Genomic DNA, 14,129 nt, shown 5'->3' with positions numbered 1-14,129 from the left:
GATACCATGCACAGCGGTCCCACTCTATTGCTGGTGTTGTTTTGCGCCATCCTTCTGATCGTTTTTCTAATCGTCAAAGTTCGCGTCCACGCCTTCCTGGCGTTGACCGCGGCGAGTTTTGTGGTGGGTATCGGTTCAGGCATGCCACTGGCGCAACTGGTCACTTCTTATGAAAAAGGTGTCGGTGGAACACTTGGGTTCCTCGCAACGATCATTGGCCTTGGCGGCATACTCGGCAAAATGCTGGAAGAATCCGGTGGCGCGGAGCGCATCGCCCAGACGCTATTGAGCGCCCTGGGTAAAGAGCGTGCGTCATGGGCCATGATGCTCGTCGGGTTTATTGCGGGCATCCCCGTGTTCTTCGAAGTTGGATTCGTTCTGCTGATTCCGTTGATCTATGTGGTCGCGAAAGAGACCAGGATCAACCTTCTGTACCTGGGCGTGCCCCTGGCCGTGTCGCTGATGGCCGTTCATTGCATGTTGCCCCCGCACCCTGCCGCTATGGCGATCACTGGGATGCTGGGCGCCGATGTCGGCAAGGTGATTGTGTACGGCCTCATTGTCGCGCTGCCGACGGCCATTATTGCCGGGCCGCTGTGGGTCAAGCTGGTCTGCAAGACTGAAGCGCCTGCCACTCAAGAAGCTTTTCTGGACGAGCATTGCGACGACAGCATGACCCGGGATTTGCCAAGCCTTGGCTTGACGCTGCTGACCATTCTGCTGCCACTTCTGCTGATGGTAGGGAAAAGCCTCGCGGCCGGCCAACCCCATGACTCGGGGATATTCAGTGTTATTTCGTTCCTGGGAACGCCGCTGATCGCCCTGTCCATTGCCGTGGTATTCGCTTACTGGGCGCTGGGCTTGCGCCGCGGCTTATCCATGCCTGACTTGCTCGCGCACACTCAGAAGAGTTTTCCGCCACTGGCCAGCATTCTGCTGATCATCGGTGCGGGTGGGGCATTCAACGGCATCCTGGTCGACAGCGGCGTGGGTAACGTGCTGGCCGATACGTTGACGCAGTTGCATATGAACCCCATCGTCCTGGCGTGGTTGGTGGCCGGGTTGATGCACTTCGCCGTCGGCTCGGCGACGGTAGCAATGATCAGCGCCGCGGGCATGGTGATGCCAATGCTGAGCGCTCATCCAACCGTGAGTAAGGAAATCATCTGCATTGCCATCGGCGCCGGCGCCATTGGCTGGACCCATGTGACGGACTCCGCCTTCTGGGTGGTCAAGGAATACTTGGGTGTCTCGCTCGCCGAAGCCCTGAAAAAGTTCACCTTGGCCACCGTATTGGCTTCGCTGGTCGCGCTGGGACTGACCCTGTTGCTGTCGTGTTTTGTTTGAATCCACCCGTATTTTTCAGCCTGATTGTTTAAAGAGACCACGTTATGATTTTGGGAAGAACCCTTGAAAGCTGGTACGCCAGCTACCCCTTGACTCGCGATCTGGTCGCGCTGCAAGAAACCACTTGGTTTAATCCTGCCGTGGCGCCGGTCGCGGAATCGATGAGCGATGTGGGGTTGACGGCCGCAGACGTAGCCGACGCCAGCGCTCGACTGACACGTTTTGCTTCTTACCTCAGACGTGCGTTTCCGGAAACGCAATGCAGTGGCGGCATTATCGAGTCGGACATTCTGCCTGTGCCAAAACTGCAACAATTGCTCAGCGAGCGTTACGGTCAGGTATTGCAAGGTGCGCTGTGGCTCAAGCGGGACAGCCATCTACCCATTTCGGGCTCCATCAAGGCGCGCGGCGGTATCTATGAAGTGCTCAAGCATGCCGAAGACCTGGCGTTGGCCGGAAATCTGTTGACCCTCGACGACGACTACGCAGTGCTGGACAGCGAAAAAGCGCGGGCGTTTTTTGGCCAATACAAAATAGCCGTCGGCTCGACCGGTAACCTCGGTATGTCCATCGGCATCATGGGGGCCGCATTGGGCTTCCAGGTGACCGTGCACATGTCGGCGGATGCGCGACAATGGAAAAAAGACAAATTGCGCTCACACGGCGTTACGGTGGTTGAGTACGCCTCCGATTACAGCGTGGCCGTTGCGCAAGGTCGCAAACAAGCGGAGTCCGATCCAGCCTGCCATTTTGTGGACGATGAAAACTCGGTCAACCTGTTCCTGGGCTACTCGGTGGCCGCCGAACGCCTGAAAAAGCAATTGGCGGCGGCCAATATCACCGTGGACGCGCAACATCCATTGTTTGTTTATCTGCCCTGCGGCGTGGGTGGCGCGCCTGGCGGCGTAGCGTTCGGCCTGAAGCTGGCCTTCGGTGACGCGGTCCACTGCATCTTCGCCGAGCCCACTCACTCGCCCTGCATGATGCTGGGGGTCTATACCGGGCTGCACGACGAAGTGAGCGTGCAAGACTTCGGCATCGACAACGTGACAGCTGCTGATGGCCTGGCCGTCGGGCGCGCTTCAGGTTTTGTCGGCAAGGCCATGCAGCGCTTGCTTGATGGTTTCTACACCGTCAGCGACGACGAAATGTACAGCTTGCTGGCACTGATGGAGCGTAGCGAAGGTGTGCGCCTTGAACCCTCCGCGCTCGCCGGTGTGCCTGGCATTGCCAGGGTCCATGCCGACCAGCAAGGCTACCTGGCTCGCACGGGCCTGGACAACCAAGCCATGGCGCAAGCCACCCATTTAGTTTGGGCTACAGGCGGCAACATGGTGCCTGGCGACGAGATGGACGCTTATCTGGCCAAGGGTCGTGAATTGCTGGCCAAGGGTTGATCAAGCCAACCGGCACCCGAGCAGCTTGAGACCAGCGCAGACTCGCCGATGTCAGCGCAAAACGGGATGTGGCAAGATGAACGCCTTGCCACATCCGGTACGTTTGATTGCTAACCCTGCGTCAACGCAGGGTGGCTTTTGGGCTTGAGGAAAAACTGTCGTGCTTAACCTTCCTCCTCGTATCAGTTCCCGGCTCAACAGCAGCCAGTTCGCCAACCTTCACACCTTTTTGGTGGCGGCTCGTCACCTGAGCTTCGCTCGTGCGGCGGAGGAATTGTGTTTAACCGCCAGCGCCGTCAGCCACCGCATCAGCCGGCTGGAAACCGCGTTGGCCATGAAGTTGTTCCAGCGCCTGACCCGCCAGGTCAGCCTGACGGACGATGGCGAACGCATCTTCGAAATACTCCAGTATGCGATGGGAGAACTGTCCGAGGCCCTTGAGCAATCGTCACAGGCGGAAATTGCCGGTTCCATCGCGCTTTACGTCAGGCCCTCAATAGCCCAATGCTGGCTGGTTCCCCGGCTGGCGGACTTTGTTGATCGTTACCCATTGGTCTCACTGGATCTGCGGGTGGGTAATGACAACGTCGACTTTAGAACCCGCAAAATTGATTTGGCCTTGTACTACGCCAATGGCGAATTTCCCGGGCTGACCAGCCATCGCTTGATGCGAGAGCAACTGGCCCCCGTGTGCAGTCCTGACTATGCGCGACGCCATCGTCTGCAGGAAAACCCGGAGAACTTAAGACACTGCACCACGTTGCACGACTCCCTGGCCTGGGATCATGCGGCCTATGATGCCGAGTGGACGCTCTGGGCAGAGCAGCACAACCTGCTCGCGTCACTTCCCAAACGAACCTTGACCTTCGATCGCTCGGATTTGAGTGTGACGGCGGCCATGAACCACGCCGGTATTGCGATAGGCCGTCAACAGCTGGTGCAGAAGCGGGTTGATTGCGGCGAACTCGTTCTGCCCCTCGCCGGATTCAGCCGATCAGGTCACTACGATTACTATTTGGTTCACCCGCCGCTCCCGACTATCCCCAAACGATTACTGGCCTTTATGAACTGGCTACGCGAATGCGCCAGTCAATCATCACCCTTGGGTGAGAAAGAAGACCTGCTCGGATGAGTGCCGCAATGACCTGCGGCACACCGATACCGACTCGACCATTGATGTCCGTCATTTTTATACAACAAAGCCCTGATATTCAGGGCTTTGTCGTTTCAGGCAAGAACCGCTTTGAAAGGTCACTGCACTCGATTGCGCCCATTGCGCTTGGCCAGGTAGAGCGCATCATCGGCACGGGTCAGGAGACTTTCCAGTGTGTCACCGGATTTGGAAACGGCCACGCCGAAGGACGCCGATATCGTGTCGAGCACCGTGTCGGTTCCTCGCGCCTTGATCCGCAGAGACTGAATTTTCAGGCGCAGCTGTTCGGCAAATGTACGTGCACTGTCGAGATCGGCGCACTCTTGCAAGATCACACAGAACTCCTCACCCCCATAGCGTGCCGCTACGGCTTCAGGCGGCAGTGAATTGCGCAGCACCTGCCCGACATGCTCGAGGACACGATCGCCCAACGGGTGGCCGTACTCGTCATTGAATTGCTTGAAGTGGTCAATATCCAGCATGACCAGCGCCACTTTTTTCGGCGCTTTGCTTATTGCCTGCTCCAACACGCGGTTGAAGGTATTTCTGTTCAGCAGTTGGGTCAGGCCGTCCAGCGTTGCTGCCAGGCTGGTCTGCTCCAGTTTTTCGCGCAGGGTTTTAATCTCATTTTGAGCGGCACGCAGCTGGAACAGAAACAGCGCTTGCTGATCCTGCATCAGTTGCGTGCTTTGTTGCAGCTCATTGAGGATATTTGGAAGGCTCTTCTCAACCGGAGCATCCAGCATTTCGAGGCAATGCCCCAGGCTGTTCTGGTAGTTGAGACTGCCATTTACGCTACGCGAGACATCCCGCTCCATGCCGTCGACCAGATTGATCGCTTGCTGTTGCCCTACCCGGGCATCTTCCAGCTCGTCGCGAATGATGTACTCGCGAAACAGCTTGGTGGCCGACTCAGGCGGGAAACTGTCAAAGTCCCTCACCACTCGATCAAGGTGACGATTAAGTTCGGGGTCCGCGCCTTTGCTGTAGGTGTACCAGAGGGCGTAGTGCACCGGATTCGGCGGAATATTGTGACGAACCATCAGCGGCACAGCCTGCTTGAGTAACGCAGCCGCTTCACGGGAATCCTCGGGATATAACGCTAAGGCCGTTGCACGCTTCACTGATGGGTTCATGCGATCACTATGGTTATTTGATCAGGGGGTAAACGAACATAAGTAGAGCATAGTCTTACCCAATACAAACAGCCATTTACTTGCGATTGTTCATCCCAAACCTTAACCGCCTCCCAGCGCTGCAACGAAGTCGACTGTAGGAGCGAGCTTGCTCGCGATGGACGTCAACAATAACGCGTGCTTTCTGAAAGCACGCGTTGTCCTTGTGTTTATCGCGAGCAAGCTCGCTCCTACAAGATCAACAGCACTTAGGCCCTGCCTTACTCCCGTAACGAGCTTCCTGGCGTTCGCGAAAGAACATTTCGTAGCTCATCACCGGTTTGTCCGGGTGTTTGGTTTGCATATGCTCGACGTAATTGTCGTAGTCGGGCATGCCGACCATCAGGCGCGCGGCCTGACCGAGGTATTTACCGAGGCGACTCAGGTCATTGAACATGCTTGCAATCCTCGATTACGCGTCTGGCACGGCGTGGAATGGCGCTTCTTTATCCGTACGTTCCTTGGTACCCCAGGCAGCGATGCCGACCTTGAGCGCAAAGAACAGAATGCTGAAGACCACGAACAGGAACAGCGCCGTCAGCGTGGCGTTGGTGTAGGCGTTGTAGATCACGTGTTGCATCTGCGTGATGTCCTTGGCCGGGGCGAGGATCTGACCGTTGGCCAGCGCATCGCTGTATTTCTTCGCCAGCGACAGGAAACCAATCGCCGGGTTGGCGTCGAACAGCTTGATGAAGCCGGCCGTGACGGTGCAGATCAGCAGCCACACGGCGGGCAGCATGGTGACCCAGACGTAGCGCTGGCGTTTCATTTTGATCAGCACGACGGTCGCCAGCATCAGCGCGATACCGGCCAGCATCTGGTTGGAAATCCCGAACAGCGGCCACAAGGTGTTGATCCCGCCCAAGGGGTCGATCACGCCTTGATACAGCAGGTAACCCCACATCGCCACGCAACCGGCGGTTGCGATCAGGTTGGCGGTCCAGGAATCCGTGCGGCGCAGCGCTGGCACAAAAGAGCCGAGCAGGTCCTGCAGCATGAACCGCCCGGCACGGGTGCCGGCATCCACGGCGGTCAGGATGAACAACGCTTCGAACAGGATCGCGAAGTGGTACCAGAAGGCCATGGTGTTTTCACCCGGCAGAACGTGGTGCAGGATCTGTGCGATACCCACCGCCAGGGTCGGCGCGCCGCCAGCACGGGCCAGGATCGTGGTTTCACCGATGTCCTTGGCCACCGCTTGCAACGCATCAGGGGTAATTGCAAAACCCCAACTGCTGACAGTCTGAGCCACCGAAACGACATCCGCGCCGACGATCGCCGCCGGGCTGTTCATGGCGAAGTAAACGCCTGGCTCAATCACCGAAGCCGCAACCATCGCCATGATGGCCACGAAGGACTCCATCAGCATGCCGCCGTAACCGATGTAACGGGCATGCCCTTCGCTTGCCAGCAGCTTCGGCGTGGTGCCGGAGGCGATCAGCGCGTGGAAACCCGATACCGCGCCGCAGGCAATGGTAATAAACAGGAACGGAAACAACCCGCCCTTCCACACCGGCCCGGTGCCGTCGATGAACTGGGTCAATGCCGGCATTTTCAGGTCGGGCATGGTGATCAGGATGCCGATGGCCAACGCCACGATGGTGCCGATTTTGAGGAAGGTTGACAGGTAGTCGCGCGGTGCCAGAATCAGCCACACCGGCAGCACGGCCGCCACGAAACCGTAGCCGATCAACATCCAGGTAATCTGAATCCCGGTGAAGGTAAAGGCTTTGGCCCAGACCGGATCAGCGGCAATCTGCCCACCCAGCCAGATCGAACCCAGCAGCAACAGCACGCCGACCACGGAGATTTCACCGATGCGGCCCGGGCGGATGTAGCGCATGTAAATGCCCATGAACATCGCAATCGGGATGGTCGCCATCACCGTGAAAATGCCCCATGGGCTTTCGGCCAACGCCTTGACCACGATCAGCGCCAGCACCGCGAGGATGATGATCATGATCAGGAAGCAGCCGAACAGCGCAATGGTGCCGGGGATGCGGCCCATTTCTTCACGGACCATGTCGCCCAGGGAACGGCCGTTGCGGCGGGTGGACATGAACAGGACCATGAAGTCCTGAACCGCACCGGCCAGAACAACACCGGCAATCAGCCACAGCGTGCCGGGCAAGTAACCCATCTGCGCCGCCAATACCGGACCCACCAATGGCCCCGCGCCGGCGATGGCCGCGAAGTGGTGACCGAAGAGCACATGTTTGTTGGTCGGCACATAGTCCAGGCCATCGTTATTGATGACCGCGGGCGTGGCACGATTGGGGTCCAGTTGCATCACCTTGGTGGCGATGAACAGGCTGTAGTAGCGGTAGGCAACCAGATAGATAGCGACTGCTGCGACTACGATCCAGAGGGCGTTGATCGCTTCGCCGCGGCGCAGGGCCACGACACTTAGCGCAAACGCTCCGAGGACAGCCACGGCAAACCAGGCGAGGTGTTTAGCCAGACGGGGCATAGCGTGTCTCCTGCCGACAGCCAGTGGCTGCGGCGGTAATTTTTATAATTGTGTCCGCTGTGCGGAACTGGCCCAATATCCCCGCATGGCGTCTACAAATAAATCCGCGTTACTACGTACGCGACGCCTACGTAGTTCTACGTAGATGACGCTCCCACAGGGTTTGGATTTCACTCCGCCGGTCATTGCGTCAGGCACCACTACTGGACGCGCGTATCTTTGGCCTATGATGCCGGGCCTTCGCCTAATACCAGGAACTTGCAGGAGCGAGCTTGCTCGCGATGGACGTTAACGATAACGCGTGTTTTCTGAATAAACGCGCCGCGCTTGAGTCCATCGCGAGCAAGCTCGCTCCTACAGTAACTGGCATTAGGGCCTTCGCCTTCCCTCGGTCCGGTCAGGAGCACAGATGCAACTCAAACACAAAATCGTCGCGCTCGGAATTCTGCCGCTGGTGCTGGCAATTGCGGTCATTTGTGCGCTGGTGATCTCCCTGAACCGTCAACTCGGTGATCAACAGGCGCAACTGATCGAAGACAGCATTCTGGCCAGCAAGCGCGCCGAACTTAAAAACTACGTGGAAATGGCGCAAAGCCTGATCGCGCCGCTGTACGACGACGGCCACGGTGACGCACACGCCCAGCAACAAGTGCTGGAAGAGCTGCGCAAACTCAGCTTCGGCATCAATGGCTACTTCTTCGTCTACGACCGCGAAGGCCGCAGCCTGATGCACGCGCGGCAATCGGAGCTGGTAGGCCAATACCTGTGGGACATGAAGGACCCGCACGGCCTGCCGGTGATCCAGGCCTTATTGAAAACTGCCGAATCCGGCGAAGGCTTTCAACGCTACGCCTGGAACAAACCCTCCTCCGGCCAGGTCACCGACAAGCTCGCCTACGTGGTGATGCTGGATCGTTGGGGCTGGATGCTCGGCACCGGCATTTACCTTGAGGACGTTGAGCGTGCCACGCAGCAGGCGCGTGCCGAGGTGGCTCAGGGCATCCACACAACCATGATGGCGATTGCCGTGGTAGCCCTCGTCGCCGTGCTGTTTGTCTTCGCCAGCGGCATGACGCTTAACGTCAGCGAACACCGCCTGGCCGACAAAAAACTGCAGCGCCTGACCCAGCGTATCGTCAGCTTGCAGGAAGAAGAACGGTCGCGAGTGTCTCGTGAGTTGCACGACGGCATCAGCCAAGTGTTGGTTTCGATCAAATTTCAGTTCGAACTCGCCAGTCATGTGCTGGAGAATGCACAAGGACAAGACAAGGGCCTGGGCATTTTAAAAGAGGCCACGGAGCGTCTGGGGGACGCGATTGGAGAGGTTCGCAGCCTGTCTCATGACTTGCGATCATCACTGCTCGACACCCTCGGCCTGCCGGCGGCCATCGGTCAACTCGCCGCAGAATTCGAGCAGCGCAGCGGGCTCACCGTGACCTACAACGACAATGAATTCGACTGTCTTCTGGTCGATGGCGCGGCGGTCTCGCTGTTTCGCATCGTGCAGGAAGGACTGACCAACATCGAACGGCACGCACAGGCGAAAAATGTCGCCATTACCTTGCACGGCTGTGAAGAATCGGTACGGCTGACGGTGGTCGATGACGGCATCGGTTTTAATGTCGCCCAGGTCGAACGTCGTCACGCGGGCATTGGCCTGCGTAATATTCGTGAACGCGTCGAGCATTTTGGCGGACGATTCGACCTGATCTCGACGCCGGGAAGAAGTGAGCTGGACGTTTGGCTGCCGATGAAAATGCCCGGCATAAAACGCTGATTCGCCCCCAACAACAAGAGTGAATGCCTTCGATGAACCTGCCCTACCCGATCCGCGTCGCCCTGGTCGACGATCACGCCCTGGTTCGTGACGGGATCAAAGCCCTGCTCGCGGTCATGGCCCCTCTGGAAGTGGTGGGCGAAGCCGAAAATGGCGCCGATGCGATTGAGATGGTCGGGCGTTGCCAACCCGATCTGTTGCTGGTCGACATTAGCCTGCGGGACATGAACGGGCTCGAGCTGACCCGCGTGTTGCGCAGCCAGTACCCGTCGCTCAAGGTGCTGGTGCTGAGCATGTACGACAACAACGAATACGTGAGTGAGTCCGTTCGCGCGGGCGCCAGCGGCTATGTATTGAAGAACTCTCCATCGCGGGAAATCATTGCCGCGATCGAAGCCATTGCCAGCGGCGGAACCTTCTACAGCGCCGAAATCGCCCAGCGGCTCATTGCCGATAAAAGCGCCGACAACGAGCTGACACCTCGAGAAAGCCAGGTGTTGTACAAAATGGCGCAAGGGTTGAACAACAAGGAAATGGCCCGCGAACTGGACATCAGCGTGCGCACGGTAGAAACCCATCGACTGAGCATCCGCCGCAAACTCAACATCGACAAACCCGCCGCTCTGGTCAAGTACGCGATCGATCACGGGATCATTTCGCGATAGAAACAGAGCGACCCACAAACACCTGCGGCGAGGCAGCTTGCTCCATCGCCACAGGTTCAGTGCCACCCTTGACCTAAATTGGCCTGCACACAATGCCCGCGTTGGAGAATCCCCGCTGCAGATCCTCAATCAGTGCCCCGACATCCTCAAGCCCGATGTGTAGTCGCAATACCGGATTCAACAGGCGATCCGCGGCGCTGTTGCGATCCTTGGTGTCGGCGACCGTGATCAGACTTTCATAGCCCCCCCAGGACGCGCCCAGGCCAAATAGCTGGAGCGCATCAATGAATGACTCGACATACGCGCTGCCTGCCTCGCGCAGCTCGAAAGACACCAAGCCGTTGCTGCCAGTGAAGTCCCGTTGCCACAGGGCGTGGCCGGGATGTTCGGGCAAGGCCACATGAAACACCCTTTTCACCTCAGGCCGTGCCTGCAGCCAATGGGCAATTTCCAGGGCCTGTCGCTCGTGCACTTCCAGGCGGGGCGCCAGGGTTCGTGCGCCGCGCAGTACCAGGTAGGCATCGTCCGGGCTGACGGTGTTGCCGAAGGTGTCGCCCATGGACGCCAGCGGCTGCCAGATGTCTTGCCGGGTACAGACGCTGCCCATGACGACATCGCTGTGGCCGCACAGGTATTTGGTCAACGCCATGATCGAGATGTCCGCGCCCAGGGTTAGTGGCCGGTACAGGTAGCCCGAGCCCCAGGTGTTGTCCACCGCCAGCAGGATACCGCGCGGCTTGCAGAGCGCGGAGATCGCCGGCAAATCGCAGAGTTCATACAGCAGCGAACCCGGGACTTCGGTGTAGACCATTTTGGTATTGGCTTGCAGTTGCGCGCGCAGGCCACTGCCGTCCGGCGCAAAGTAGCTGACCTGAATGCCGAAAGGTTCGAGAAAGTCCCGGGCCAGGCGCCGCACGGGCGAGTACACGGCGTCCGTGATCAGCACATGATCGCCGGGGCGCAGGTAAGCCAGGAACGTCTGCGCGACTGCCGCCAGCCCGGTGCCGAACAAACGGGTGCGATAACCGCCTTCCAGTTCCGTAACCAGGTCTTCCAGGGCGAACGCCGTTGGATTGCCTCGGGCGCCGTAGCTCAGGACCCTTTCGCTGTCACGCCGGGAGCGGGCGTCACGCATTTGCGCGAGGTTGTCGAACAGCACGGTGCTTAAGCGGGTGACGGGCACATTGACGGCCCGACCGCCACCCCCCTTTTCGGTACGCGCCGAATGGACCAGACGGGTGCGAACCCGCTCAGGCTGGGTTGTTTGAGGTTGTGCGTGCAACGGCTTGAGACTGGCGATCTCGTCTTCGCTCATCTGCGCCAGCAAACCGATTTCCCACGCCAGGTACTGCCGCGCCGCGTCCTTGTTGCCGGTATGCCGATCATGGGTAAAGAACAGAAAATCGATGCATTGTTCATCGGACAACGCATTGGCCCCTTCCTGTACGGCCAGACCGGCTGCGCGCCAGGCATCCTGATCGCCGTCCAGCAATCGGACATGCGCACGCTGAACGTCGGGCAACTCCAGTGCCGCAAGCGTGGCCAGCCGTGGGTCATCGGCCAGCAACACCAGCGGCCGCTGCTCACCCGACACCTCGTCCGCCAACAACGAACGGATCGACCAGCGCGCCCCGGCAATATGCCCTTTGCGATAGGCCATACTCGGACGCAGATCAATCAGGGCGACCGCCTCATCCTTCAGCGCATCGGCCAATGCCTGTGTCGTGATCGATGGCAGCGCCGGGTGAGCGCTGGCTTCAAGTGCCGGCAGCGCCAGATGACTGTGCACTCCGCCCGCCAGCACATAGGCTTCATGCCCCAACTGCCGGAGCCAACTGGCAACGATGGGGGCCCGCACACCATCGCTGTCGATCAGCACCAACCGTGCCTGACGCACGCCCACGTACAGATCGGTGGATTGAATCAACTGCCCGCCCGGCGTGTGTTGAGCCCCCGGCAGACTGCCCGCGGAAAACTCCTCGGAGGTACGCACATCACACAAGAACAGGCTCCGCCCGGCATCCCCGGCCCACTGCTCGACCCGAACCGCCTCAACCGTTTCCACCCCGGCCCGTTCCGCCAGGCGCGCAGCGGCAAGACGTTGCGTCGTCAAGTCACTCGATGACACCTCATCGGCATAGCGTCGAGTGCTGCCGTGCTCCAGTTGCAAATCGGCCAGATACCAGCCCTGAGTGCCGTTTTCCAGGGCGTAAATCGGGTTTTTCAGGCCCAGATCGATCAGGGTCTGGGCGCCGATGATGCTACGGGTACGGCCGGCACAATTGACCACAATCGGTATGTGCTCGTCCGGCACCAGATCGTGGACGCGATAGCCCAGTTCGCCGTTCGGACAGCAGATGGAACCGGGGATGGTCATCTTGCGGTATTCCTCGAATGGCCGCCCGTCGAGCACCACTAGCGGTTCGCCCCGGGCTTGCCATTGCGCCAGTTGCTGCGCGGTGACATGGGGCGTATGGCTGGCCTCCTCCACCCGCTCGCCAAAGGCCTTGGACGGTACATGCACCCCGGCAAACAGCTGAAAACCGGCGGCCTTCCAACCGTCGGCACCGCCCTCCAGAATGTGCACGCGGGTATACCCCAACGCATGCAGGCGCGCAGCGGAACGCGCCGCGACCGCCCCACCGTCCTGGTCATGGATCACCAGCCGCACCCGCGGATTCGGCGCCAGACGCCGAACCTCCAACTCCAGGCGGCTGTAGGGCAGATTCACCCCGAAAAACAGGTGTGCTTCGCCATATTGGCCGTGCTCGCGCACATCAAACAGGGCAATTTCCTGCCCGTCGAACAGCCATTGCTGCAGTTGCCCTGGGGTTACGGTCTGGCTCATGAGATTCCCGTTTGAAGGTAAAGAATCAATATTATTGAAGGGCCAGCGAGCGCTCATTGGCCGCGATTTCCCGGCCCTTCGCATACGCACGCTGCACAGCCGGACGCGCCTTGAGACGCTCGCGCCAGGCGCGGACATGCGGGTAGTCCGCCAGGTCCTGCCCCTGTCGCAACGGCTGGATCCACGGAAAAATCGCCATGTCGGCGATGGAATATTCGCCCGCGACATAGGGCACTTCGGCCAAACGCGTTTCCAGCACCCGGTACAAGCGCGTCGCTTCCGCGTTGAGCAGGTCGAGGGCGAACGGAATCGGTTCCGGCGCTTTCTCCTTGAACAGCTGCAACTGGCTCAGGTACGGCGTGATATGGCCCACCTGCCAGAACAGCCACGCCTGGACGTTTTGCCGTTCGGCGCTGCCGGAGGCTGGCAGGAATTGCCCGGCCTTGTCGGCCAGGTAATTGAGAATCGCGCCGGACTCGAACAGGCTCAACGGTGCCTCCAGGCCCTGTGGCGCAAGGTCGACAATCGCCGGAATCCGCCCATTGGCGCTGATGCGCTGGAATGCCGCCTGCTTCTGCTCGCCTTCACGGATGTTGATCGGTATGACGCGATACGGCAGCCCCAGCTCTTCGAGCAGGATGCCGATCTTCAATCCGTTGCCCGTGGGCCAGTAGTACAGATCGATCATGCGTAGGCCTTGATCGATGGCGCCATTTGCGAGGCGTTGTAGTTGAGAATGCGCCCGTCGGCCTCGACACCGTAACGGCCGTTGAGCGACTCCAGCGGCAAACCGTAAAGGTGGAAATGCAGGGTCGCCTGCTCGCCTTCGACCCGGATGCCATGCAAGTCTTCGCCGAGAAACGAGATGGAGGTGCCGGGCTGCACGATTACTTCCTTTTTCAGGTGCAAGGTAGTGAAACCGGGCTCGCGGCCTTGATCATCACGGGCGTAGACATAGTTGATTTCCTGGCCTTCTACCGCGCTGATAATTGCCCAGGTTTCATGGTTGTGGGGAATCGTGCTTTTGCCCGGCAACAGCGAATTCAGGTACAGCGTCGGCGTGTCGCCATCGTCATTGAGACGGTAGCGGAACGCGGTGCTGCCCTGCCCCGGCACCGGTGCCGGAAACTCGTTGAAATTGAATAGGTCGCGGCGCTCGGCCAGGGCTTCGAGCAAGGCAACGATTTCCTCCAGCGCGGCACGGTCTACGCCCCGCTGATGGATGACGCGGATTTTCTTCAGGAAATCCTCGATGACATCGGCACGGTTAACGGTACTCATGAACAGGCTCCTCGGT

At 59.4% G+C, this 14,129-nt stretch carries 11 protein-coding genes; 5 read left to right on the top strand and 6 right to left on the bottom strand.

All coding sequences use genetic code 11. The features are described from left to right. The first annotated feature begins 6 nt into the window (after nt 1–6). The 3 genes from JFU37_RS24600 (at nt 7) to dsdC (ending at nt 3,876) form a co-directional block, all read left to right on the top strand. On the top strand, nt 7–1,347 hold the full coding sequence (locus JFU37_RS24600; RefSeq protein WP_201119652.1) for a GntT/GntP/DsdX family permease: 1,341 nt from the start codon (nt 7–9) through the stop codon (nt 1,345–1,347). A 44-nt stretch (nt 1,348–1,391) separates the two neighbouring features. Further along, nucleotides 1,392–2,744 (top strand): D-serine ammonia-lyase, encoded by a 1,353-nt coding sequence (dsdA, locus tag JFU37_RS24595; protein WP_201119651.1) that lies wholly within the window; start codon nt 1,392–1,394, stop codon nt 2,742–2,744. 160 nt (nt 2,745–2,904) lie between these two features. Then, the gene (gene dsdC, locus JFU37_RS24590; RefSeq protein ID WP_201119650.1) at nt 2,905–3,876 is read left to right on the top strand and encodes a DNA-binding transcriptional regulator DsdC; all 972 of its coding nucleotides are present in this window, start codon (nt 2,905–2,907) and stop codon (nt 3,874–3,876) included. 119 nt (nt 3,877–3,995) lie between these two features. Here dsdC and JFU37_RS24585 read toward each other — a convergent pair whose 3' ends face one another. The 3 genes from JFU37_RS24585 to JFU37_RS24575 form a co-directional block, all read right to left on the bottom strand. Continuing rightward, entirely contained in the window at nt 3,996–5,033 is a 1,038-nt protein-coding gene (locus JFU37_RS24585; RefSeq protein ID WP_201119649.1) for a GGDEF domain-containing protein, read from the bottom strand. A 238-nt stretch (nt 5,034–5,271) separates the two neighbouring features. After that, nucleotides 5,272–5,469, bottom strand: a complete 198-nt coding sequence (locus JFU37_RS24580; RefSeq protein ID WP_201119648.1) for a YbdD/YjiX family protein — start codon at nt 5,467–5,469, stop codon at nt 5,272–5,274. Between the two features lie 15 nt (nt 5,470–5,484). Beyond that, a complete protein-coding gene (locus JFU37_RS24575; RefSeq protein ID WP_201119647.1) occupies nt 5,485–7,542 on the bottom strand; it encodes a carbon starvation CstA family protein in 2,058 nt (685 codons plus the stop codon). A 409-nt stretch (nt 7,543–7,951) separates the two neighbouring features. Here JFU37_RS24575 and JFU37_RS24570 point away from each other — a divergent pair, with 409 nt between their 5' ends. Next, nucleotides 7,952–9,319, top strand: a complete 1,368-nt coding sequence (locus tag JFU37_RS24570) for a cache domain-containing protein (protein ID WP_201119646.1) — start codon at nt 7,952–7,954, stop codon at nt 9,317–9,319. 32 nt (nt 9,320–9,351) lie between these two features. Further along, nucleotides 9,352–9,984: a response regulator gene (locus tag JFU37_RS24565; protein ID WP_201119645.1), complete on the top strand. Its 633-nt coding sequence runs from the start codon at nt 9,352–9,354 to the stop codon at nt 9,982–9,984. 73 nt (nt 9,985–10,057) lie between these two features. Here JFU37_RS24565 and metC read toward each other — a convergent pair whose 3' ends face one another. Genes metC through JFU37_RS24550 form a run of 3 tightly spaced genes read right to left on the bottom strand, consistent with a single transcriptional unit; the run spans nt 10,058 to nt 14,113 of the window. Beyond that, a complete protein-coding gene (metC, locus tag JFU37_RS24560) occupies nt 10,058–12,832 on the bottom strand; it encodes a cystathionine beta-lyase (protein ID WP_201119644.1) in 2,775 nt (924 codons plus the stop codon). Nucleotides 12,833–12,863: 31 nt separating this feature from the next. Beyond that, nucleotides 12,864–13,520: a glutathione S-transferase family protein gene (locus JFU37_RS24555; RefSeq protein ID WP_201119643.1), complete on the bottom strand. Its 657-nt coding sequence runs from the start codon at nt 13,518–13,520 to the stop codon at nt 12,864–12,866. Further along, a complete protein-coding gene (locus tag JFU37_RS24550; protein ID WP_201119642.1) occupies nt 13,517–14,113 on the bottom strand; it encodes a cysteine dioxygenase family protein in 597 nt (198 codons plus the stop codon). The genes JFU37_RS24555 and JFU37_RS24550 overlap by 4 nt, the downstream gene beginning before the upstream one ends. Between the last annotated feature and the right edge of the window lie 16 nt (nt 14,114–14,129).

Source organism: Pseudomonas sp. TH41 (genome assembly GCF_016650695.1).
GTDB lineage: Bacteria > Pseudomonadota > Gammaproteobacteria > Pseudomonadales > Pseudomonadaceae > Aquipseudomonas.
The sequence above is the reverse complement of the archived record's forward strand: the minus strand, read 5'-3'. Positions and strand labels throughout refer to the sequence as shown.

Bases quoted from the DNA above. Each gene is read 5' to 3' on its own strand.
- metC (WP_201119644.1), bottom strand. From the start codon at position 12,832: ATGAGCCAGACCGTAACCCCAGGGCAACTGCAGCAATGGCTGTTCGAC.
- dsdA (WP_201119651.1), top strand. From the start codon at position 1,392: ATGATTTTGGGAAGAACCCTTGAAAGCTGGTACGCCAGCTACCCCTTG.
- JFU37_RS24550 (WP_201119642.1), bottom strand. From the start codon at position 14,113: ATGAGTACCGTTAACCGTGCCGATGTCATCGAGGATTTCCTGAAGAAA.
- JFU37_RS24570 (WP_201119646.1), top strand. From the start codon at position 7,952: ATGCAACTCAAACACAAAATCGTCGCGCTCGGAATTCTGCCGCTGGTG.
- JFU37_RS24565 (WP_201119645.1), top strand. From the start codon at position 9,352: ATGAACCTGCCCTACCCGATCCGCGTCGCCCTGGTCGACGATCACGCC.
- JFU37_RS24575 (WP_201119647.1), bottom strand. From the start codon at position 7,542: ATGCCCCGTCTGGCTAAACACCTCGCCTGGTTTGCCGTGGCTGTCCTC.
- JFU37_RS24585 (WP_201119649.1), bottom strand. From the start codon at position 5,033: ATGAACCCATCAGTGAAGCGTGCAACGGCCTTAGCGTTATATCCCGAG.
- JFU37_RS24600 (WP_201119652.1), top strand. From the start codon at position 7: ATGCACAGCGGTCCCACTCTATTGCTGGTGTTGTTTTGCGCCATCCTT.
- JFU37_RS24555 (WP_201119643.1), bottom strand. From the start codon at position 13,520: ATGATCGATCTGTACTACTGGCCCACGGGCAACGGATTGAAGATCGGC.
- JFU37_RS24580 (WP_201119648.1), bottom strand. From the start codon at position 5,469: ATGTTCAATGACCTGAGTCGCCTCGGTAAATACCTCGGTCAGGCCGCG.